Here is a 19,634-nt window from a genome sequence, read left to right on the forward strand (position 1 = left end):
CGGGCAGGAAGGGCGGAGTGAGAGTTCCGGGTGCGAGGCGCAGTCAGGAACGCCCCGAGACCCGAAGGAGCCGGGCTCGGGGCGTGAATGCTCGGCGGATCAGCTTCCGGCGGCGTATGTGACGAACTCCGCCCACGCGTCGGGCGCGACGGCGAACCGGGGGCCCTGCGCGTTCTTCGAGTCGCGGACGTGGACGGTGCTGGGGGTGGTGGCGACCTCGACGCAGTCGTTGGGGTTGCTGCTGTCGCTGTAGCTGCTCTTGAACCACGCCAACTCGGAGCCGTCCCCAGCGGAGGTCTTCCGGATCATGTCTCTCCCAGCGCTCGCTCGATGAAGGCCAGCGACTCCCGTGCGCTGAGAGCCTCCGCCCGGATGATGCCATAGCGGAGTTCAAGGATCCGTAGCTGCTTCGGGCTGGAGACGGGACGACCGCCGAACTCGTCATCAGAGCGCCCGACTGCCGTGCCGTCCTCGAACTTCAGCACCTGGATCCGCCCGCCTGTCCCAGGATGATCCCAATAGACGGTCGGCATCACCTGAATTTCGACGTTGCGCAACTGTCCTACCTCCAGGAGGTGTTCCAGCTGCCTGCGCAGCACCATCTTGCCTCCAGTGGGGCGGCTGAGCGTCGCCTCTTCCTGGACAAAGCTCAGCTCGGGGGCCGGCGAGCGGTCGAAGATGGAGCGCCGGGCCATGCGGGCTGCGACACCACGCTCCACTTCGTCGTCCGACAGGGCTGGACGTCTCGTCCTCAGCAACGCCCGAGCGTGCTCCTCCGTCTGCAGGAGACCGTGCAGGTTGTGGTCGCCGTACGACAGTAGCTCGACCGCCCGCGCCTCCATCCGCGCCAGATCCCGAATCTTCTTCGGGTACCGGGCCTCCGCCACGTCCTTCTTCATCGCGGCGATCAGCCCACCCGCCCCCAGCACCTCGTCCGCTCTGTCCAGATACTCCTGGCGCGGAATCCGTTTCCCGGCCTCGACCTTGTAGACCTGGTCCTCCCCGTACCCGATCGCCACACCGAACTCGGCGGCCCGCATCCCGGCCGTCTCCCGGCGCAGCCTCAACTGCCGCCCCACCGTGGCGACGACGGCCGCACCCGACTCGTCGTCGGGGTCGACGTCCCAACCGGGCTCGTCCGCCTCGCCCCCGGTCTGCTCCGTACCGTCCGTGTCCACTCGCATCCGCGCCACCTCCGACGTGCCGTCACCATCGCGGCACCACATACCCGCACGCCTGCTCCGGACAGCCCGGACAGCTCCGGACAAGCGCCGGACAGTCACCGTACGCATCCGCTTGATCACTGGTCAGCGTACGTGTGCCCGGCCACGCTGAGTGACGTGAAACAACAAATTGCTCTCCCTCAACCCCCCGCCCCGAGCCGCACGTTCACCGTGTTGCTCTCGCCCACTCGCCGGGGAGCCAGGCTGGCCCGGCTGCTCGCCACCGTGCATCTGGGCGAGTGGGGGCTGCCGTCGGAGTCGGCCGCGCAGATCGTCGCCGAGCTGGCGAACAACGCCATGGTCCATGGCCGCGTACCGGGGCGGGACTTCCGGCTCGATCTCACGGTCCACGACGATGGCGCGCTCCTGCGGATCGAGGTGAGCGACGCCCGTGGCGAGTGCCTTCCGCCCGGCCGGGCGAGCACGGCCGCCCCGGACGGCGACTCCGAGTCCGGGCGTGGTCTGCTGATTGTCGACGCGATCGCCGACCGTTGGGGTGTCATCCCCGGTCCTTTCCCCCGCAAGACCGTCTGGGCCGAGTGCGACCTCGTACCGTGACCGCCGCCACCGGGTCGCGGATATCCACGATCCGGTGGTCCGCGATGCGGCGCCGCGCGACATCAAAAGCCTTGAAGACCTTGGGGAATGACCCTTCCCAACCCCACCCGCCAAGCGTCACCCACACGGGTGAGGTTTGCCAACTTTCCTGCGATTCGGGCTGGTTGGTCGGCATATGCTCGTCGCGGCAGAACAACCCCAGACATGCGACGGCCCCCGGCCGGGACTGGCATCCCGATCGAGGGCCTGACCAACGAGGAAGAGAAGACCTTCCCGATGGATACCCAGCAGATTAGCGCGCCCTTGCGCGCCCCGTCCCGCGTACGCAGGGATGCCACGCCGTCGTCCGGTGTAGTGCACGACAACTCCCGGCACACCAGCCGTTTCACGGTCGTGGGCAACCACCTCACCCAGCACGGCGAGCTCTCCCTCACCGCGATCGGGCTTGCCGCGCACATCCAGTCGCTGCCTGCCGGGGTCAGGATCGGCATCAAGGATCTCCCCGGCCGCTTCCCGGAGAGCGAGGCCCAGGGGAAGAAGGACCCGGACAAGCCGGCGAGCTGGATGTACTACCTGTCGTACCTCCAGGCGAAGTGCAAGCTGCCACCCATGCTGCTGGTCGTCTGCCAGGACCGAGCCACCGCCGAATGGGCAATGCGCCCGTTCACCGTCGGCCACCCGCAATCACCCGTGCTCACCCTGCAAGCCCTCGTCGCGGGCCCGCACAACATGCCGGTGATCACGGATGTGGCCGAGGCCCGCAAGGACCTGGCATTAGCCACGCTGGCCGCGATCACACACGCAGGCGATCCGGACATCGGTGCCATACTCAAAACGCTGTCGACCGCTCTGCGCGACGCACCGGAAACCATCGCCGACCCCATCGTCGAACTCACCGCACAGGGCCTGGGCAACCGCCCGGCCGCACAACAGTGGAGGAACCTGGTGGCCGTGGACCTTTCTTTCTACAAGTCACCCCTCTCGGAAGAAATCCGGGACGAAGGCCGGGCAGAAGGCCGTACAGAGGGCCGTACAGAAGGACTTGCGCAGGGCATCCTGCTCTTCCTTGCCCGGGCCGGTATCGACGTGTCCGACGAGGCGCGCGAACGGATCACGGGCTGCACCGACCTCGACACTTTGAGCCGCTGGCTCCTGCGCGCGCCCACTGCGACATCGGTCGAGGACGTCTTCACCGAGAAGTAATCCCGGCCAGCAACAACTGGGCCCCGCGCACACAGCACCCCAGGAAAGATCCGTTATCGTGCGTTGCGTATCCCGAGAATGTATGCCGCAGTAAGCGCAACGGCACGGTCTTCGTCATGTGACAGATCTGCGAGGGCACGTGACGCTGTGATTCCCGGGATATCCGCGAGCGCCTGTGCCAGCCGTCGACGTGCAGACGATTCAACGGTGCCGTGGGCGAGGCAATCAACGAGCCTGGTAGCGATCTGATCCGCCAACGCGGGACGACTCGCCAGCACGCTCAGTGCATCGGCTGCATCGACGTCATTCGTCTCCTCGACGACCATATCGATGAGCGTCGGGACCGCGTCGGCTACTCCACGTGCCCCGAGCGCCAGAGCTGCATACCTGCGGACCACGATGTCGGGGTTCGTGAGGGCGTCCTGCAGCAGTGCGGTCGCCTCACCGTTCGGAATCTCGGCGATGGACCGGACGGCACGTTTCCGCACCTCGGCTGCTGGCGAGCCGAGGCCCTCCGCCAGCAGCGCCAATCCGCCATTGCCCGATTGCGCCAAAGCCCATCGAAGGGCTCCGGCGACGTTCGGGTCGGTCTCGCTCAGCGCTGCCTCGACCAGTGCTTCCACTGGCACCGGAACCTCTTCGATCGAGGACAAGGCCGCGCGCTGGCGCGTCCCGGCGCTCTTTGACCCCAACGCCTGGAGGAGTGCGACGGTCTGGAGGACGTCGTCCCAGCCGGCGGGTTCCGCGGCACCGATCCGACGGAGTCGCGTGAGCAGCTCCGTCTCACCCGCAATGCGCTCTCGCGTCTGGCGGATGAGGTCGTCGACGAGCTCTGAGGGCGTGAAGCCTTGATCATCGAGCGCGCGCCCGACCTCACGCAGCGACAGCCCCAATGACCGCAGGCTCTCGATATGGAAGATCCGTCGGACGTCCTCGCTGGAATACTCTCGATAGCCGGCGTCGGTACGACCCGTTGGCCGCACCAGGCCGAGCGAGTCGTAATGCCTGAGCATGCGGGCGCTGACCCCGGACCGTCGTGCCACATCACCGATCAACACTGCCTATCACCCCTCCTGGCTGGCTCTGCCGAGGGCTACGACGCGCTTCGCCTCCTCGACCGCGGACTCGAATCCGGCATCCGGGTCGTGCAACAGCCGTTCCGTGGCGATTGCGTGCGCGCGCACGCGAGGGTCGCGATCCGTCATCGCAGCGCGCAGAGTTGACAAAATCACCTCACCGAGCGCGATCAGCGCCCGGCTGAGGCTCAGCTGCGTCTCACGTTCGCCGCGCCCGAGCTGTGTCGACAACACTACGGCCAACTCGGGCTCTTCACCTTCGGGCACGAGCACGACCGCTGCCCGCCAAGCGCTCCGCGCCACCTCGTCGTCGGCGTCGGACAGAAGCGCCCGTGTGATCGCCGGCCACGCTTGCCGATCCCCGATCTTGGACAGCGTGTGCAACGCCTGGCTTCGTGCCTGCGCACGCTCCGAGCGGACTTCATTGAGAAGCTCTGGCACCGTCATTGATGCTGAGTGGCGGGTGAGTGCCCACGTAAGCATTTCGCGCACGTAGAACTCGGGTTCGATCGCGCATCGTTCGATGAGCTTGTCGATGAACCGCGGGTCAGGGGTCGTGCCGACCGCCAGCGCTGCCCGCAGTCGCACTGACGAGCGGCTGTCCTCCAGCCCCTGGAGAGCTCGAATCGTATCCGTGTCCTGTTTCGGCATGGTCATCGGACCACCTCCTTGACGCAGTGAAGGCCTTGTCACTGTGTCAAGGTCAAGTGGGGCCACGCCGCGAGATCACCAGGCACCCTCTGTCCGCCGAGTTCGGTGCGTGTCACGTCAGATGAGACGTGCGTGACGTTATGAGGCACGTTCACGTGGTTGGGTGTGGGCGGCGTTGATCAGCCAGGTCCAGCGGTCGGCTGCCTGTGGGGTGCGGAGTTTCGGGCGGGTTCAGTCCAGTGTCTGCTTGATCATTCTGAAGGTGTGTTCAAGGCCGGAGGGACGCCAGAGGGCTTCCGGGGTCGCTCACAGTCCCCGGTACTTCGGCGTACGCCGTTCCACGAAGCTTGCCACGCCCTCGTTGGCGTCCTGTGTCGTCATATTGATCTCCTGGGCCATTGCTTCCGCCGCGAACGCCGTCGCGCGGTCGGAGTCCAGGGAGGCGTTCACCAGTTGCTTGGTGAGGGCGATCGCGCGGGTCGGGCCGTCGGACAGGCGCTGGGCCCACGCGCGGGCCGTCGTCGTCAGTTCCTCGTCCGGGACCACCCGGTTGACCAGGCCCAGACGCTCCGCCTCCCTCGCCGGGAGCGAGTCGCCGAAGAACATCAGCTCCTTGGCGCGCTGCGGGCCGATCAGGCGCGGCAGCAGATACGCGCCGCCGCCGTCCGGCACGAGGCCGCGGCGTACGAACACCTCGATGAACTTCGCCGAGTCGGCGGCCAGCACCAGATCGCAGGCGAACGCGAGGTGGGCGCCGATACCGGCCGCAGTGCCGTTGACGGCCGCGATCACCGGCTTCTCGCAGTCCAGGACCGCGGCCATCAGGCGCTGAGCGCCGAGCCGGATCGTACGGGCGACATCGCCCGGCACCCGGTCGCCCGTCGCCGGGGCGCCGCGCAGGTCGGCGCCCGCGCAGAAGCCGCGGCCGGTGGCAGTGAGGACGACGGCCCGGACCGCCGGGTCGGCGGAGGCCTCGGCGAGCAGGGCGATGACGCGTTCCCGCTGGTCCCAGGTGACGGCGTTCATCGCCTCGGGGCGGTTGAGCGTGATCCAGGAGACGCCGTTGTCAGTGGTGTGGAGTACCAATGAATCAAGCGGGTCGGTGGACTCGGTGGACTCGGTGGTGTCTTCGGGGGAGGACGGCATGAGGCAGCTCCTGGGTAGGTGGGTCGGTCGTTGGCGCGGCCGTCGAGGCGGTCGGCGGGGTGACCGGTCAGCGGCAGACGGCGAGCGCGTCCAGCGCCACCGCGCCCTGCCCCCGCCCGAGTACCATCAGTGGGTTGATGTCGAGTTCGGCGAGGTCGTCGCCCAGTTCCAGGGCCATCCGCTGGACCCGCAGCACGACTTCGACGAGCGCGTCCACATCCGCCGGCGGACCGCCACGTACGCCCTCCAGCAGGGCCCGGCCGCGCAGTTCGCCGAGCATCGACCGCGCCTGGTCCTCGCCGAACGGCGGTACCCGCACCGCCGCATCGTGCAGCACCTCGACCAGTACGCCACCGAGCCCCACCGTCACCGTCGGCCCGAACAACGCGTCCTGTGTGACGCCGACCATCATCTCGACGCCCCGCTCGACCATCTGGCAGACCAGGATCCCGTCCAGCTCGACACCCTCGTACCGCGCGATGTCGGTCAGTTCGCGGTACGTGTCCCGCACCTGGCTGGCGGAGGTGAGCCCGACCTTGACCAGGCCGAGCTCGGTCTTGTGGGCGAGCCGGGTGCCCGAGGCCTTCATGACGACCGGGTAGCCGACCTGCGCCGCGGCCCGGACGGCCGCCGCCGCGCTGGTCACCAACTGCTCGCGCGGGACGCGGATTCCGTACGCCCGCAGCAGCTGCTTCGCCGCGTGCTCGCTCAGCTGTCGGCCCGGGCGCATCAGTGCCTGCGCCTTGCGGAACGAGGGCGACGGCGTGCGCGGTGCCTCGTCGAAGGGCGAGCGGTACGAGGCGGCGAACCGGTGGTGGTCCAGATACGCCTTCACGGCGGTGATGCAGTTGCCGAAGGTACGGAAGGTGGCGACGCGCGACGAGCCGAGCAGCGTCGTGCGGTACGCGTCCTCCGTACCGACGGGCGAGCCCCACACCACGCACACCAGCTTGTCCGTGGTCTCCGCCGCGTCCACCAGGTCCTGCGCGAGCTTGTCGCTCATCGGGGGGAAGGGGCCGGTGATCGGACAGATCAGCACGCCGACGGCGGGGTCGGCGAGGATCGCGTCGATGATCTTCCGGCCGCGCCAGTCGCCGACCGGGTGGCCGCCGTTGTCGACCGGGTTCGCCACGTTCAGATAGCCGGGGATCCACTCGTGCAGCTCGCGCTGCTTCTCCTGGGACAGCGTGGGAAGCCTCAGCCCCGCGCCGGTCGCCAGGTCCGAGAAGTGCGCGCCCGTGCCGCCCGAGATCGAATACACGACGACGCCGTCGGCCTGCGGCTTCCGCGCCCGGGCCAGCAGGGCCGCGGTGTCCTGGAGTTCGTCGAGCCCGTCCACCCGGATCACGCCGAACTGCCGCATCGCCGCGTCCACCACCTGGTCGGCGCCGGTCAGCTTGCCGGTGTGTGAGGCGGCCATCCTGGCGCCCGCCTCCGTACGCCCCACCTTGACCGCCACCACCGGAACGCCGGCCCGTGCCGCCCGGTCGGCGGCCAGCAGAAAGGAGCGCCCGTCCTTGAGCCCTTCCACGTAACAGGCGATGGCCCCGACCTCGGGGCGCTGCGAGAAGTACGAGATGAAGTCGGCGGTCTCCAGATCCGCCTCGTTGCCCGTGGGCGCCCAGTGTGAGAGGCGCACGCCCAGCTCCTGAAGGGTGTAGACGGGGCGTCCCTGGTGACCGGACTGGGTGATCAGCGCGATCGCCGGCCCGTCCAGGTCGTCGCGGAACTTCTCGAAGGCGTTGAGGTTGGTGTTCGGCCCGAGCAGCCGCAGCCCGGACCGCTCCACCGCCGCGGCCAGCCGCGCCTGGGCGGCAGCGCCCTCGTCGCCCGTCTCGGCGAACCCGGAGGCGAAGGCGACGGCGAACTTCACCTTGGCCTGCGCGAGTTCCTCGATCACCGGGAGCGGATCGCCGACCAGCAGCACCGCCAGGTCGACCTGCTCCGGCAGGTCCGCGACGGAAGGCGAACAGGCCCGCCCGAACACGGACTCCCTGGTGGGATGCACCGGATGCAGCCGCGCCCCGACCCGCTCGGCCCAGCCGATCAGCTGCCGGGTGATGCCGGTATTGGGCCGCCCCTCGGTGTCGGACGCGCCGATGACGGCCACGGACTCGGGCCGGAAGAACCGGTCCAGGCCCGGCACGGGCGCGTGCAGTGGGCGGCCGCTGACATCGAGATCGCCCTCCGCGGCGGTGGCCGCCATGCTGTGGACGATGGCGTACGGCTCCTCGCCGCAGGCCACCACCCTGGCGCGGAAGTCGGTGGTGAGGGTGCCGTGAGTCGATCCAAGCATCGTTCCGCCCACTCCTGCTCGGGGTCTGTCGGGTGATCGTGCCCGCCCAGCCTGAAGCTGACACTCTGTCAGGTTACTGAACTGACGGCCCGTCAGGAATGGGTATGCAGGCAAAGGCTGAACCGGATACCTGGACGCCCGGACACCCGGACACCCGGATATCCATTCCGGAATTCCGGGGTATGGCCTGGGTCCCTCCTCCCCGTGCGGCAGTGGCCCTGCTCCTCCGCCCCCCGTGCGTGGACGTGACATGGCGAGGGGGAAACGCCCGCCCCGGAGCACACAGCCCCTGGAGACCCCCCCATGGATGGGCCGCCGAACGCGCCGCCCGTGGCCATCCGACACTGCTCGGAGCCCGATCCGCGCATCGGGCTCCGAGCAGGCCACCTCGCACAGGTACGGGAGTGGGCTGCGGCCCGGTCGCACGACGGGTTCGGGAGGAGGTTCCCGGGAATAGGGCCAGCCGCACAAGCCGGCACCTCGCCCGGCGGCCGATCTCACGCTCGGCCTTGCCCGTGACCACCTCCACCGGGTCGCGGCAGCCACGACCCGGTGAGTCACGACTCGGTGGGCCAGGGCACGACGGGCCGGGGCCCGACGGGCCGCGACGCGGTCGCGCGCGACATCAAAGGATTCAAGAACCGGGGAAATCACCCTTCCCAACCCCACCCTGCCTCCCGTCACTCACACGGGTGAGGTTTGCCAACTCGACTGGATTCCAGCCCGGTTGGCTGGCATAAGCTCGCCCTCACAACCCCAGACATGCGACGGCCCCCGGCCAGGACGGCAATCCTGATCGAGGGCCTGACCACCGAGAAGTAAGAGGCTTCCCGTTGGATACCCCGCAGATTAGCGCGCCCTCGCGCGCCCCGTCATCCGGTGTCGTGCACATCAACACCCGGCACACCAGCCGATTCACGGTCGTCGGCAACCACCTCACCCAGCACGGTGAGCTGTCCCTCACCGCGATCGGGCTCGCCGCCCACATCCAGTCGCTGCCCGACGGGGTCAGGATCGGCATCAGGTTCCTTGCCGACCGCTTCCCGGAGAGCGAGGCCCGGATCGCCGCCGCCCTGCGCGAACTGGAAGCCCACGGCTACTTGAAGCGCACCCGGGAACGTCTCCCCAGCGGCCGGGTCGTCACCCGCACGGTCTCCTACAACCAGCCCATCACCGATGCGAGCCCCGCCGCAGTGCCCGGGCCTCGGCCCAGGCCTGTCCGCCCGGCCCCCGGGCCTCCGGCCTCTGCGCCCGCACCGGCCTCTGCGCCCGCACCGGCCTCTGCGCCCGCACCGGCCCCGGCCCCGGCCCCGGCCCCGGAGACGGCCCCCGCGCCCCCGCCCGAGCCGGAAACAGGGAAACCCGCCCCCACCCACGTACCACCGCGCCCGCCGCTTCCCCAGCCGCAGGTTCCCGACCTCGACCGTCACCGTGCGGCCACCGATCTCCTCGCGGGCCTGCGCCGCCACGAACCCCGACTGCTGCTGACCGAGGACGACGTCCGACGGCTGGCGCCCGCCGTCGCCGCCTGGCTCGAACGCGATGCCCACCCCGACGCCGTACGCCGCACCCTCGTCGCCGACCTGCCCGAGCCGCTGACACACCCGGCGGGCCTCCTCGCCCACCGCCTCACCACCCTCCTGCCGCCCCCACTGCCCACCGCCCCGGTTCGGGAAGCCGTGCCACGCCCCGACCCGCTCCAGAACTGCGACAGCTGCGACCGCGCCTTCCGGGCTCCTGAGCCGGGTCACTGCCGCGACTGCCGATCCGATCTGATGGAGGCCGCTTAGCATGAACGTGACGACCCTTGCCCCCGGGCACAGACGAGGAGCGCACGCCATGGCCATCGCCCCGGACGACGCACAGCGGGACTCGGTCCACTACCTGGCCATGCGCGACATCGTCGAACAGATGCAGGACAGCGTTCCCGGCAAATTCGAGATCACCGAAGAAGGAATCGTCCACGACATGATGGCGCCCGCCGGACCCCATGAGCTGACGGTGCTGCGCGTCCGGAAACGCCTGGAAAAGGTGATGCCGGAAGAGCTGGTGGCCCATACCGGGACTCCTGACGTGGAGGACACGCCTCGGGGCATCCTGCGTCACCCGGACATCATGGTGATCGCCGAGACGGACATGGAGGTGGTGACTTCCGTCGACCCTCGTACGCTCATCGCCGCCATCGAAGTCGTCTCACGGTCCAACCCGGACAACGACTGGGTGAGCAAGATGCGGGACTACCCCCTGCTCGGCATCCCCATCTACGCGATCTTCGATCCCCGCACGGGCACCGGCGCCGTCCTCTCCGAAATCCACCCGACGCCGGAAGGTCCGCGATATGCGATCCGCAAGGACTTCGTGTACGGCGAGGACGTCACCATCGGCGAGTGGACGATCTCGACCGACGCGCTCCCGCGTTACGCCTGACGCCCGCGCGGAGGTCCCCGCCCGGCCCCCGAACAGTCAGCCGGTGCGCGCCAGCTTTTTGGCGATCTTCCGTGCGTCCAGGGCCATTTCGCGGAGCATGCCGCTGATCGGGTTGGTGAACCCGGTGAAGTACAGGCCGGGGGCCTGCTTGGGTGTGCGGGCGCCGTGCGTCACCGGCCGGCCTCGGGCGTCCAGGACGCCGAGGTGGCCGACCAGGCTCTCCAGGGCCCGGTGGTAGCCCGTCGCCACGATGACCGCGTCCGGGGTGATCCGGTCCCCGTCGGCGAGCACCACCGCGTCCTCGTCGAACGACTCGACGGCTGCCACCGGTACCACCCGGCCGCCCTGTACCGCGTCGATCAGTCCCACGTCCTGCACCGGGATGGCACCGTCCCGGACCCGTGAGTACAGGCCGGTGTCGGGGCGCGGGAGCCCCTGTGCGGCGAGGTCCGGCACGGCGATCTTGGCCATCAGGCCCCCGGCCCGGTCGACGAGACGGACCGGCAGCCTGCGTACCAGGATGCCGGTCGCCTGGGCGGGCCAGCCCGCGGTCGAGCGGCGCACGATGTGCGGCACGGTGCGCACGGCGATCCGCACCCGGGACGCCCCGCCCTCCACCAGATCGACGGCGATCTCCGCGCCCGTGTTGCCGATGCCGACGACGAGGACGTCCCGGCCCGCGTACGGGGCCGGATTGCGGTAGTCGCAGGCGTGCACGAGGTCGCCGGTGAAGGTGTCGCGTCCGGACCAGTCGGGGATGCGCGGAGTGTGGTTGTAGCCGGTGGCGACGACGACGGCCCGGCCGGTCAGCATCCGGCCACCGGTCGCGGTCAGCTGCCAGCCGGCTCCGTCCGGGGAGCGGTCGATCCGGGACACCTCGACGCCCGTCACCACTTCCAGCTCGTGGTGCTCGGCGTACTTCTCCAGGTAGCGCACCACGTCGTCCCTGGCCACCCAGCGTCCGAACCGGCGTGGCATCGCGAGCCCCGGCAGCGCGGACCGGCGCCGGGTCGTGTGGAGGTGGAGCCGGTCGTAGTGGCGGCGCCAGGACGTCCCCACGTTCTCGGACCTCTCCAGCACGACCGCCCGCACCCCCCGCTCGCGCAGGGTCGCGGCGGCGGCGAGGCCGCCCGGGCCGCCGCCGATGACGTATACGGGCCGGTCCTCGGTGCGGGTGGGGGCCGGGACGGTGTTACCGGCGGTCGGTTTGCTGTCGGGCATGGTCCGGAGCGTAATCGCGCACTTACTTGATGGGTCTCGGTCAAGAGGGGAATCGATTGCGAATTGATCACGTGTGTGCGTTCTTGAACGTTTCCGTGGGCCAGTTGATTGCGCACGCCTCTTGCGGCAACCCTCGCCATCAGGTGAACTGACGTACCGTCAGATTCTGGTTCCAGTGAGCGGGAGACCCATGCAGACGATCTGGCTCGGTGGCGCCGAGTGGCTCGCCGTCCTCCGGATAGGCCTCGGCCTGTGGTGGCTGGAGAGCTGGCGGCACAAGGACAAGAAGGGGTGGTTCGAGCGCGGTACGGGCATCGCCTGGGCCGCCGACGTCGCGGACAAGCACCGGTGGGCGGCCGTACGCACGGGCTTCCGGCGGGTCGTCGCCCCGCGCCCCAAGGCCATGGCCTATCTCGTCGTGTACGCCGAACTCGCCCTGGGCCTCGGCCTGATCACCGGATTCCTCACCCCGGTCGCGCTGGTCGCCGGCCTCCTGCTCAACCTCCTCTACCTGGTGCTGATGATCCACGACTGGGCCGAGCAGGGGCAGAACGCGATGATGGCGCTCATCTCGCTCGTCGCGCTGTTCGCGATGTCCTGGCAGACCTGGTCCCTCGACGACGCGATCGGACTCTTCCTTTGACCGCGGCAGCCGTACGTTTCGACCTCCCCGAGCCCGACGCCTTCACCCGCCCCTACTGGGACGCCGCCGCCCAGGGGCAGTTGCTGCTGCGCCGCTGCCGCGCCTGCGGACGAGCCCACCACTACCCCCGCGAGTTCTGCCCGCACTGCTGGAGCGAGGACGTCACCTGGGAACGGGCGAGCGGACACGCGACGCTCTACACCTGGTCCGTCGTCCACCGCAACGACCTGCCGCCGTTCGGTGCCCGCGTCCCGTACGTCGCGGCCGTGGTCGACCTGGCCGAGGGGCCGCGGATGATGACGGAGATCGTGGGGTGCGAGGAGTCCGGCCTCGCCATCGGCATGGCGCTGCGGGTGGCCTTCCGGCGGGAGGAGGGGGAGGAGGCTGTTCCGGTCTTCCACCCCGGAGACTGTTGAGGTCCACGCATGGAGTGCATGTGCATGTGCCTCAGCGCGGCTCAGTGCAGCTCAGCCCGGATCAGGGCTCGATGCTGCGCAGCTTGCGGCGTTCGCGGAAGTTCGGGTGGCGGACGACCACACCGCCCATGCCGCAGGAGCCCGTCAGCCGGAGGAGCGGGGCGCCGGGCGTCCTCTCGTCCGTGGTCCTGTCCTTCAGGCCGCCGAGGCCGTGATCCAGGTTGTCGGTGTGCACGGTCCAGCCCTCCGGGATCACGATCTTCACCCCGGCCATCTCTCCGCGCACTTCCAGCGCGATCTCGCGCAGTCGGCACTCGGCGCGGGTGAAGTCGATCCGGACGCCGCCGATGCCGCCCTGCGCGCGTATCACCGGGGGGACCTTCCAGACGCCCGAGCGCGTCACGCCGTGCATCCCGCCCTTGAGGACCAGCGGCTCACCCGTCGCCACCTCGATGGGGACCAGATCCTCGGTGAGGGGCGCCAGTTCGGCGTAGGTCTTGGCGGACAGCGCCAGCCCGAGCCGGGTGTCCAGCTCGTCCATGTCGATGCGGCCCTCGGCCGCCGCCTCCCGCAACTGCTCGACCACCGTCTCGCGATCGGCATCCGAAGCGCGCATACGGTCGGCGGAACGGGAGGGCTCAGCAGTCATGAAAGCGATGATACGGGCGGGTGCGACGCCGGGCCCCTGCCATCGGCCCTCCCCGCGTCACAGCCCCGGCGCCCCCCACACCGGGAACCACCGGGCCAGGTCCTTCTCCATGCGGAGGTCGTCCCCCAGTACCGCCCTCGCCTGCAACTCCAGCTGGTTGTCGCGCTTCTCGACACCGCCGGGCAAGGGCGCGAACGGGTAGAACGTGCCGCGCTTGTAGAGATAGACCAGCGCCAGCGGACGGTCCCGCGCGTCCCGGAAGGCGATCAGTGAGCAGAGCAGCTGGGGCCCGAAGCCGCCGTCCTGGAGCAGGGTGTTGACCGCGTGCAGGTCGTTGACCAGAGAGGCCACGTCGTCGGGGGACTGGCGGGCGAGCAGCCAGGTGTACCCGTAGCTGTCCTGGCTGAACTCCACCGGGATGCCGCCCTTGTCGGTGTCGGCGTCCAAGAGCTCCTGTACGTCCTGCTGGATACGGGCGAAGGTGCCGCCCTCGACGCCCGCGAAGCAGACTGAGCCGAGGCCGGTGGGGGTGAAGTCGGCGCCCGCCTGGAGGGTGAGGGCGGCGGAGGGCACGGCGAAGAGCTGGTCGAGGTCGGGGCGGACTGGTTTGCTGCGGCCCAGAATGGCGTCGAGAAGACCCATGGACGTTCCTTACGGGCGGGCGAGGTCGGCGGAGATACGGGCCAGCTGGTCGAGGCGCTGTTCGAGGGTCGGGTGCGAGGAGAGCAGCCGGCTGAGGCTCTCCTTCGAGGAGAACGCGGGGACGAAGTAGAAGGCGTTGTACGGCTCCGCCTTCCGCAGGTCCTCGGTCGGGATCCGGGCCATCTGCCCACTCACCTTGGTGAGCGCCGAGGCGAGCGCCGAGGGGCGACCGGTGAGGAGGGCGGCGGTGCGGTCGGCGGAGAGTTCGCGGTAGCGCGAGAGCAGTCGGGTGAGCAGGAAGCTGAGGCAGTACACGACCGCACTTGCCAGCGGGATCAGCATGATCGCGATGCCGACGGGGTCGTTGCTGCGGCTGTTGCGGGAGAGGCCGCCCCAGAGGGCGACGCGGGTGATGATCCCGGCGAGCACACCGAGGAACGAGGCGATGGTCATGACGGCTACATCGCGGTGCGCGACGTGTGACATCTCGTGCGCGAGCACGCCCTCCAGCTCTGGGGGATCCAGTCTGCGCAGGAGCCCCGTGGTGGCGCAGACGAGAGAGGACTTCTCGCTGCGGCCGGTCGCGAAGGCGTTCGGTACGTCGCTCTGGGCGATGGCCACGCGCGGTTTCGGCATGTCGGCCAGGGCACAGATCCGGTCGATGGCGCCGTGCAGCTCGGGAGCCTCCTCCGGAGTGACCTCGCGGGCTCCCATGCTGAATGCCGCGATGCGGTCACTGAACCAGAACTGCGCGATGAACATGCCGCCGACGAGGATCAGAATGATCGGCCAGGCGCCGCGCAGCACCGCGAGCAGCACGCCGACCAGGACCACGTACAGCAAGCCGATCAGGAACATGGTGCTCACCATGCGTGTGGTCAGCCCGCGGTCCGGGGCGTAGCGGGAACGGGTTCGGCTCATCGTTGCCTCCAGTCGCCCTAGTGCCTTCCATCTTGCCCCTTTCCCATGGAAAGCGGAGATAAGAGAGATAAGAGAGGCGAGGAGGCAAGGAAGGTGAGGAGACAGGAGAGACCTGAGTGGGTTTGGAGCGGCGCAGTCGAGCAGCCCCGCGTTTGCTGACCGCACCCGGCCCGATCTCCGGCCCGCTCTCCGGCCCGATCTCGGGTCCCAACCGCACACCGACCGTTCACCCAGGACGACGACGGGTTCGGTGAACTGCTGCCCGGCCACGAAGAAGCCCTGAAAGGCGGGCGCGACCTCGGGACGGACGACCTGGGAACGCCCCTTGCGCCTGCCTGGGGACGCACCCGCTAGGGCCAGAGCAGCTCCCGCTCCCAGATAGCGGCCTGTCGGCGGTATCGCAGCCGGAGGTGCCGGCGCCTCGCGTCGCCCTGGAAGAATTCGACCTCGTGCGGATCGACCACGTACCGCGTCCAGCTCGTTACATCCGCCTCCGGTTCCGTCCGCGCCCGTTCCCAGGCCGCGTCGGAGGCGCGGTTCAGTTCCTCGCACGAGCCGAGTACCTCGCTCTGCCGTCCGACCAGCGCCGACGCGAGCGCGCCGGTCGAGCGGGCATGCAGATCGGCTCGGCTCTCGGCGGGCGCGCAAGCGGTGACCGGACCTCGTACCCGTACCTGCCGTCCCTGGGCCGGCCAGTAGAAGCCGAGCGCCGCGTACGGGTGGGCGGCGAGCTGGCGGCCCTTCGCGCTGGTGCGGTGCGTGGCGAAGTGCCAGCCGCGCTCGTCCGCGTCGTGCAGCATCAGTGTCCGTACGTCGGGGTGACCCTCGGCGTCGACGGTGGCCAGCGTCATGGTGTGCGGCTCCACCTGCCCCGCGTCCACGGCTTCGGCGAACCACAGGTGGAAGAGGGGGAGCGGGGCGGGCGGTGCGGTGGCCGGGACGAAGACCGGCAGGTCGACATCCCAGACGCGCTGGGCGTGAAGGAGGTCACGGAAGGTCTTCTGCGCATCACTCATGGCCCTATTGGACACGACCTCTTGGGCAGGACGTCTTGGGCAGGACCTCTTGGGCAGGACGTCTCGGACAGGACGTCCGAAGGATCGCCCTCGCGCATGCCGGGTTCCTCACCTCCGCCCCAGCACCACCGTCCCCGACGAGCAGAACCAGCCGCCCGTCCCCGACGCCACCGCCAGCTCCGGCAGCCGGCCACCGGCCCTGCGCACCTGGCGGTCGCCCGCCTCGCCGCGCAGCTGCCGTACCGCCTCCACCAGCAGGAACAGCCCGCGCATCCCGGGGTGGCAGGCGGACAGGCCGCCGCCGTCCGTGTTGACCGGCAGCTCGCCCGTCAGGCCGGTCCGGCCCTTCTCCATGAACGCGCCGCCCTCGCCCTTCGCGCAGAAACCCAGGTCTTCCAGCGTCACCAGCGTCATATAGGTGAACGCGTCGTAGATCTCGGCGAGGTCGATGTCGTCCGGCCGCACCCCGGCCCGTTCGAACGCCAGCCGGCCGGAGACCGCCGCGGGGGAGACCGTGAAGTCGTCCCACTCGGACATCGTGGAGTGCGAGACGTGCTCACCGGCACCGAGGATCCACACGGGTTCCTTCGCCGTGTCCGGTACGTACTCCTCGGCGGCCAGCAGCACCGCGCAGCCGCCGTCGCTGCGGATGCAGCAGTGCAGCTTGGTGAACGGGTCCGCGATCATCGGCCCCGACAGCACGTCGTCCACGGTGATCGGGTCACGGAACATCGCGTCCGGGTTGGCCGCCGCGTTCGCCCGTGCCTGGACCGCCACCTCGGCGAGCTGCTCCAGGGTCGTCCCGTACTCGTGCATATGGCGGCGGGCGGCCATCGCGTACTTGGCGATCAGCGAGTGCCCGTACGGCACCTCGAACTGGAGCGGGCCGCGCGCCCCGAAGGAGAGGTTGGACGTCCGGCGGCCCGCCTTGATGTCCGCCCGGGCCGTCGACCCGTACACCAGCAGTACGGCATTGGCGTGCCCGGCCGCGACGGCGTCCGCCGCATGGGCCGCCATCACCTCCCAGGTCGAGCCGCCGACCGCGGTGGAATCCACCCAGGTGGGTTTCAGTCCCAGATACTCGGCGACCTCGACCGGGGCGAGCGTGCCGAGCCCGGCGGAGGCGAAACCGTCGACGACGGACCGGTCCAGCCCCGAATCGGCCAGGGCCCGGCGGGCGGCCTGGGCGTGCAGGGCGTACGGCGTGGCCTCGTCGACGCGTCCGCAGTCGGCGAGGGATATGCCGACGACAGCGACCTTGCGGTGGGAAGAAGGCATGGATCTGACGGTACATCAGATACGCGCCGAGCGGACCGCCGAGTGGGTCGCGGAGTGGGTCACGGAGTCGGCTGCGGAGTGGGTCGCGGAGTGGGGCACGGAGTGCGTCGCGGGGTTGGGTGCGGGGCAGGGTGGTGAGGCGCCGGGCGGGCCGCCGACGTGCGCGGCCCTGGGCATCTCGAAGATTCACCCCTAGCATGACGGACCGTCAGATCAGAGGCCGAACGCCCCTGAGGAGAAGGAGCCCGACGATGGATGCCGCCTTCACCGCGGAACAGGACGAGATCCGCCGCGCCCTGCGCGAACTGCTCGCCGAACACGGCGGACCCGAAGACCTCCGGAGCGCCGTGCGGGCCGCCGACGGGTACGACGCGGCCCTGTGGCGGCGGCTCGCCCGGGACCTCGGGCTGCCCGGACTCGCCCTCCCTCAGGAGTACGGAGGCGGCGGCCGCGGCCTCACCGACCTCGCCGTCGCCTGCGAGGAGACCGGCCGCGCGCTGCTGCCGTCACCCCTGATCGCCACCGCCGCGCTCGCCGCGCCCCTGATCGCCGCACTCGGCACCGGGGCCCAGCGCACCGCCCTGCTGCCGCGCATCGCCGCCGGGGAACTGACCGCGACGCCGGCCGTACCCGGCGGCTCGCTCGGCACCGCGCTCGGCCTCACCGGCGACCCGACCGGCGGCGCCTGGGCGGGTGGCGGCCGGGCGGGCGGCGTCCAGGCGAGGCCGGTCGGCGGCGGGGCGGGCTGGCGGCTGTACGGGGAGGCGGACCAGGTCCTCGACGGGCACAGCGCGGGGCTCCTCCTGGTCGCGGCCCACGCCGGCGGCTTCCCGCGCAGCCGTACGCTCCTCTTCCTGGTCCGCCCGGACACGGCGGCCGGAGTCGTCCGCACCCGCCGGACCTCGTCGGACGAGACCCGCCCGCTGGCCCGTGTGGAACTCCGCGACGCCGAGGCCGAACTGCTCGGCGCGGACGACGCCGCGGACGTGACCGGCGCTCTCGACTCGGTCGGACACGGGGCCGCCGCCCTGCTCGCGGCGGAGGCGGTGGGGACGGCGGCGGGCGCCCTGGAGCGGACCGTCGCATACGTCGAGGCGCGCAAACAGTTCGGCCGGGCGCTCGGCTCCTTCGAGGCCGTGAAGCACCGCCTCGCGGATCTGTACGTACGGGTGCAGGCGGCCCGTTCCGCCGCGTACTACGCGGCCTGGGACCCGGCCACGGCCGGGGGGCTCGCGCTCGCCCAGGCCCTGGAGGCGCTGCGGATCACCACCGCGGAGGCCGTCCAGTTGCACGGCGGCAACGGCTTCACCTGGGAACACGAGGCGCATCTGTACTTCAAGCGGGCCGCCGCCGACGAACTGCTCTTCGGCCCCGTCCACCGGCTCCGCGACCATGCGGCCCAGCGCGCCGGGCTCTTCGCTGCCCCGGAACCGGCCGTCCCGAAATCGGCGGTCCCGGAACCGGCCGTCCCGAAATCGGTCACCCCTGGCTCGGCCGGGCAGGTGGCGGTCTGATGGCGCCCGGCGTACGGCTGATCCAGAAGGTCTCCTCGACCCGCACGTTCGCGAGGATCGCCCCGCATGTCGTGCCTGCCATGGACCGTACGGTGCACCGGCTCACGCGCGGCAAGGTGCTGCTCAGCGCCCGGATGCTGCCGGGGCTGATCCTGACGGTGCCGGGCGCGCGGAGCGGGCAGCTCAGGACCACTCCGCTGGCCTGCATGCCGGAGCGAGGGCCGGAGAGCGGGGCGGAGCAGAGCTGGATCCTGGTCGGCAGCAACTTCGGCCGTACGGGGCACCCGGCCTGGACCGCGAATCTGCTGGCCGGTCCCGACGCGGCCGTCGTCAACTGGAAGGGCCAGGACATTCCCGTGCGCGCCACGCTGCTGAAGGGTGCGGAACGGGACGCGGTGTGGCAGACGGCGCTGAAGTTCTGGCCGCCGTACGCGGCATACCAGGCGCGGATCGAGCGGGAGATCCGGCTCTTCCGGCTGGAGCGGCGGGACGACGCCACGACCTGAGACGGCCGGAGGCGGAATCGGTGTGCCGGACTCGACGCCTCGGAAACGGCGGAGCACCGCGTGCGCGAAGACCGTGTGCGGGAGCACCGCGTGCGCGAAGACCGTGTGCGGGAACACTGCGTGCACGAACGCCGGGCGCGTGAACACCGTGTGTGGGAACGGCTGTTGGGGCGATCACCGGAATGGTCCGGGCGCGCCGACGGCGGACCACTTGCGTGGTCCGCCGTCGGTGAGACAGGACCTGGGGC

The 19,634-nt window shown here is 70.2% G+C and carries 21 protein-coding genes; 9 read left to right on the forward strand and 12 right to left on the reverse strand.

All coding sequences use genetic code 11. The annotated features are described in order from the left end of the window. Positions 1–99: 99 nt before the first annotated feature. Entirely contained in the window at positions 100–309 is a 210-nt protein-coding gene (locus OH735_RS21385) for a DUF397 domain-containing protein (RefSeq protein ID WP_406383121.1), read from the reverse strand. Beyond that, the gene (locus tag OH735_RS21390) at positions 306–1,184 is read right to left on the reverse strand and encodes a helix-turn-helix domain-containing protein (protein WP_406383122.1); all 879 of its coding nucleotides are present in this window, start codon (positions 1,182–1,184) and stop codon (positions 306–308) included. The genes OH735_RS21385 and OH735_RS21390 overlap by 4 nt, the downstream gene beginning before the upstream one ends. Before the next feature lie 156 nt (positions 1,185–1,340). Here OH735_RS21390 and OH735_RS21395 point away from each other — a divergent pair, with 156 nt between their 5' ends. Together OH735_RS21395 and OH735_RS21400 are read left to right on the forward strand one after the other, a co-directional pair. Next, on the forward strand, positions 1,341–1,781 hold the full coding sequence (locus OH735_RS21395) for an ATP-binding protein (protein ID WP_406383123.1): 441 nt from the start codon (positions 1,341–1,343) through the stop codon (positions 1,779–1,781). A gap of 204 nt (positions 1,782–1,985) precedes the next feature. Then, the gene (locus tag OH735_RS21400; RefSeq protein WP_406383124.1) at positions 1,986–2,984 is read left to right on the forward strand and encodes a hypothetical protein; all 999 of its coding nucleotides are present in this window, start codon (positions 1,986–1,988) and stop codon (positions 2,982–2,984) included. A gap of 53 nt (positions 2,985–3,037) precedes the next feature. Here the strand turns inward: OH735_RS21400 and OH735_RS21405 are convergent, their stop codons facing one another. The 4 genes from OH735_RS21405 to OH735_RS21420 all read right to left on the reverse strand — a co-directional run bounded on the left by OH735_RS21405 (position 3,038) and on the right by OH735_RS21420 (position 8,153). After that, positions 3,038–4,042 carry a HEAT repeat domain-containing protein gene (locus OH735_RS21405; protein WP_406383125.1) on the reverse strand — a complete coding sequence of 335 codons (1,005 nt, stop codon included), beginning with the start codon at positions 4,040–4,042 and terminating at the stop codon, positions 3,038–3,040. Positions 4,043–4,048: 6 nt separating this feature from the next. Beyond that, complete coding sequence (locus tag OH735_RS21410) at positions 4,049–4,717, reverse strand: HEAT repeat domain-containing protein (protein WP_406383126.1); 669 nt, start codon at positions 4,715–4,717, stop codon at positions 4,049–4,051. Between the two features lie 300 nt (positions 4,718–5,017). Next, positions 5,018–5,857: an enoyl-CoA hydratase/isomerase family protein gene (locus OH735_RS21415; RefSeq protein WP_406383128.1), complete on the reverse strand. Its 840-nt coding sequence runs from the start codon at positions 5,855–5,857 to the stop codon at positions 5,018–5,020. Positions 5,858–5,924: 67 nt separating this feature from the next. After that, a complete protein-coding gene (locus OH735_RS21420; protein WP_406383129.1) occupies positions 5,925–8,153 on the reverse strand; it encodes an acetate--CoA ligase family protein in 2,229 nt (742 codons plus the stop codon). A gap of 833 nt (positions 8,154–8,986) precedes the next feature. Here OH735_RS21420 and OH735_RS21425 point away from each other — a divergent pair. Both OH735_RS21425 and OH735_RS21430 read left to right on the forward strand, forming a co-directional pair. Beyond that, positions 8,987–9,943, forward strand: a complete 957-nt coding sequence (locus OH735_RS21425; protein WP_406383130.1) for a helix-turn-helix domain-containing protein — start codon at positions 8,987–8,989, stop codon at positions 9,941–9,943. Between the two features lie 49 nt (positions 9,944–9,992). After that, positions 9,993–10,580, forward strand: a complete 588-nt coding sequence (locus tag OH735_RS21430; RefSeq protein ID WP_406383131.1) for a Uma2 family endonuclease — start codon at positions 9,993–9,995, stop codon at positions 10,578–10,580. 36 nt (positions 10,581–10,616) lie between these two features. On the opposite strand, the gene OH735_RS21435 is transcribed toward OH735_RS21430, so the two are convergent. After that, complete coding sequence (locus tag OH735_RS21435; protein WP_406383132.1) at positions 10,617–11,801, reverse strand: flavin-containing monooxygenase; 1,185 nt, start codon at positions 11,799–11,801, stop codon at positions 10,617–10,619. Between the two features lie 190 nt (positions 11,802–11,991). Here OH735_RS21435 and OH735_RS21440 point away from each other — a divergent pair, with 190 nt between their 5' ends. Further along, positions 11,992–12,444, forward strand: a complete 453-nt coding sequence (locus tag OH735_RS21440) for a DoxX family protein (protein WP_406383133.1) — start codon at positions 11,992–11,994, stop codon at positions 12,442–12,444. After that, a complete protein-coding gene (locus OH735_RS21445; protein WP_406383134.1) occupies positions 12,441–12,860 on the forward strand; it encodes a Zn-ribbon domain-containing OB-fold protein in 420 nt (139 codons plus the stop codon). Before OH735_RS21440 ends, OH735_RS21445 begins: the two co-directional genes overlap by 4 nt. A 61-nt stretch (positions 12,861–12,921) precedes the next feature. On the opposite strand, the gene OH735_RS21450 is transcribed toward OH735_RS21445, so the two are convergent. From OH735_RS21450 to OH735_RS21470, 5 genes are all read right to left on the reverse strand, one after another. Then, positions 12,922–13,509: a DUF1707 domain-containing protein gene (locus OH735_RS21450; RefSeq protein ID WP_406383135.1), complete on the reverse strand. Its 588-nt coding sequence runs from the start codon at positions 13,507–13,509 to the stop codon at positions 12,922–12,924. A 57-nt stretch (positions 13,510–13,566) separates the two neighbouring features. Continuing rightward, positions 13,567–14,151: a hypothetical protein gene (locus tag OH735_RS21455; protein ID WP_406383136.1), complete on the reverse strand. Its 585-nt coding sequence runs from the start codon at positions 14,149–14,151 to the stop codon at positions 13,567–13,569. Between the two features lie 9 nt (positions 14,152–14,160). After that, positions 14,161–15,072 carry a zinc metalloprotease HtpX gene (gene htpX / locus OH735_RS21460; protein WP_406383137.1) on the reverse strand — a complete coding sequence of 304 codons (912 nt, stop codon included), beginning with the start codon at positions 15,070–15,072 and terminating at the stop codon, positions 14,161–14,163. Between the two features lie 350 nt (positions 15,073–15,422). After that, entirely contained in the window at positions 15,423–16,088 is a 666-nt protein-coding gene (locus OH735_RS21465) for a pyridoxal 5'-phosphate synthase (RefSeq protein ID WP_406383139.1), read from the reverse strand. Positions 16,089–16,196: 108 nt separating this feature from the next. Beyond that, complete coding sequence (locus OH735_RS21470; RefSeq protein WP_406383140.1) at positions 16,197–17,366, reverse strand: thiolase C-terminal domain-containing protein; 1,170 nt, start codon at positions 17,364–17,366, stop codon at positions 16,197–16,199. Between OH735_RS21470 and OH735_RS21475 the strand changes: the two genes are divergently transcribed. The 3 genes from OH735_RS21475 to OH735_RS21485 are packed head-to-tail and all read left to right on the forward strand — an operon-like array spanning position 17,365 to position 19,386. Beyond that, positions 17,365–17,562 carry a hypothetical protein gene (locus OH735_RS21475; protein ID WP_406383141.1) on the forward strand — a complete coding sequence of 66 codons (198 nt, stop codon included), beginning with the start codon at positions 17,365–17,367 and terminating at the stop codon, positions 17,560–17,562. The genes OH735_RS21470 and OH735_RS21475 overlap by 2 nt on opposite strands. A gap of 55 nt (positions 17,563–17,617) precedes the next feature. Continuing rightward, entirely contained in the window at positions 17,618–18,880 is a 1,263-nt protein-coding gene (locus OH735_RS21480) for an acyl-CoA dehydrogenase family protein (RefSeq protein WP_406383142.1), read from the forward strand. Next, on the forward strand, positions 18,880–19,386 hold the full coding sequence (locus OH735_RS21485) for a nitroreductase family deazaflavin-dependent oxidoreductase (RefSeq protein ID WP_406383144.1): 507 nt from the start codon (positions 18,880–18,882) through the stop codon (positions 19,384–19,386). The genes OH735_RS21480 and OH735_RS21485 overlap by 1 nt, the downstream gene beginning before the upstream one ends. The last annotated feature ends 248 nt before the right edge of the window (positions 19,387–19,634 follow it).

This window comes from Streptomyces sp. NBC_01618 (assembly GCF_045209435.1).
In the GTDB taxonomy this organism is placed as follows: Bacteria; Actinomycetota; Actinomycetes; order Streptomycetales; family Streptomycetaceae; genus Streptomyces.

What these genes read in the sequence shown, in the direction of transcription:
- OH735_RS21385 (WP_406383121.1), bottom strand. Translation starts at nt 309, where the DNA reads ATGATCCGGAAGACCTCCGCTGGGGACGGCTCCGAGTTGGCGTGGTTC.
- OH735_RS21390 (WP_406383122.1), bottom strand. Translation starts at nt 1,184, where the DNA reads ATGCGAGTGGACACGGACGGTACGGAGCAGACCGGGGGCGAGGCGGAC.
- OH735_RS21400 (WP_406383124.1), top strand. Translation starts at nt 1,986, where the DNA reads ATGCGACGGCCCCCGGCCGGGACTGGCATCCCGATCGAGGGCCTGACC.
- OH735_RS21410 (WP_406383126.1), bottom strand. Translation starts at nt 4,717, where the DNA reads ATGACCATGCCGAAACAGGACACGGATACGATTCGAGCTCTCCAGGGG.
- OH735_RS21415 (WP_406383128.1), bottom strand. Translation starts at nt 5,857, where the DNA reads ATGCCGTCCTCCCCCGAAGACACCACCGAGTCCACCGAGTCCACCGAC.
- OH735_RS21420 (WP_406383129.1), bottom strand. Translation starts at nt 8,153, where the DNA reads ATGCTTGGATCGACTCACGGCACCCTCACCACCGACTTCCGCGCCAGG.
- OH735_RS21430 (WP_406383131.1), top strand. Translation starts at nt 9,993, where the DNA reads ATGGCCATCGCCCCGGACGACGCACAGCGGGACTCGGTCCACTACCTG.
- OH735_RS21435 (WP_406383132.1), bottom strand. Translation starts at nt 11,801, where the DNA reads ATGCCCGACAGCAAACCGACCGCCGGTAACACCGTCCCGGCCCCCACC.
- OH735_RS21440 (WP_406383133.1), top strand. Translation starts at nt 11,992, where the DNA reads ATGCAGACGATCTGGCTCGGTGGCGCCGAGTGGCTCGCCGTCCTCCGG.
- OH735_RS21450 (WP_406383135.1), bottom strand. Translation starts at nt 13,509, where the DNA reads ATGACTGCTGAGCCCTCCCGTTCCGCCGACCGTATGCGCGCTTCGGAT.
- OH735_RS21455 (WP_406383136.1), bottom strand. Translation starts at nt 14,151, where the DNA reads ATGGGTCTTCTCGACGCCATTCTGGGCCGCAGCAAACCAGTCCGCCCC.
- htpX (WP_406383137.1), bottom strand. Translation starts at nt 15,072, where the DNA reads ATGAGCCGAACCCGTTCCCGCTACGCCCCGGACCGCGGGCTGACCACA.
- OH735_RS21465 (WP_406383139.1), bottom strand. Translation starts at nt 16,088, where the DNA reads ATGAGTGATGCGCAGAAGACCTTCCGTGACCTCCTTCACGCCCAGCGC.
- OH735_RS21475 (WP_406383141.1), top strand. Translation starts at nt 17,365, where the DNA reads ATGGATCTGACGGTACATCAGATACGCGCCGAGCGGACCGCCGAGTGG.
- OH735_RS21470 (WP_406383140.1), bottom strand. Translation starts at nt 17,366, where the DNA reads ATGCCTTCTTCCCACCGCAAGGTCGCTGTCGTCGGCATATCCCTCGCC.
- OH735_RS21480 (WP_406383142.1), top strand. Translation starts at nt 17,618, where the DNA reads ATGGATGCCGCCTTCACCGCGGAACAGGACGAGATCCGCCGCGCCCTG.
- OH735_RS21485 (WP_406383144.1), top strand. Translation starts at nt 18,880, where the DNA reads ATGGCGCCCGGCGTACGGCTGATCCAGAAGGTCTCCTCGACCCGCACG.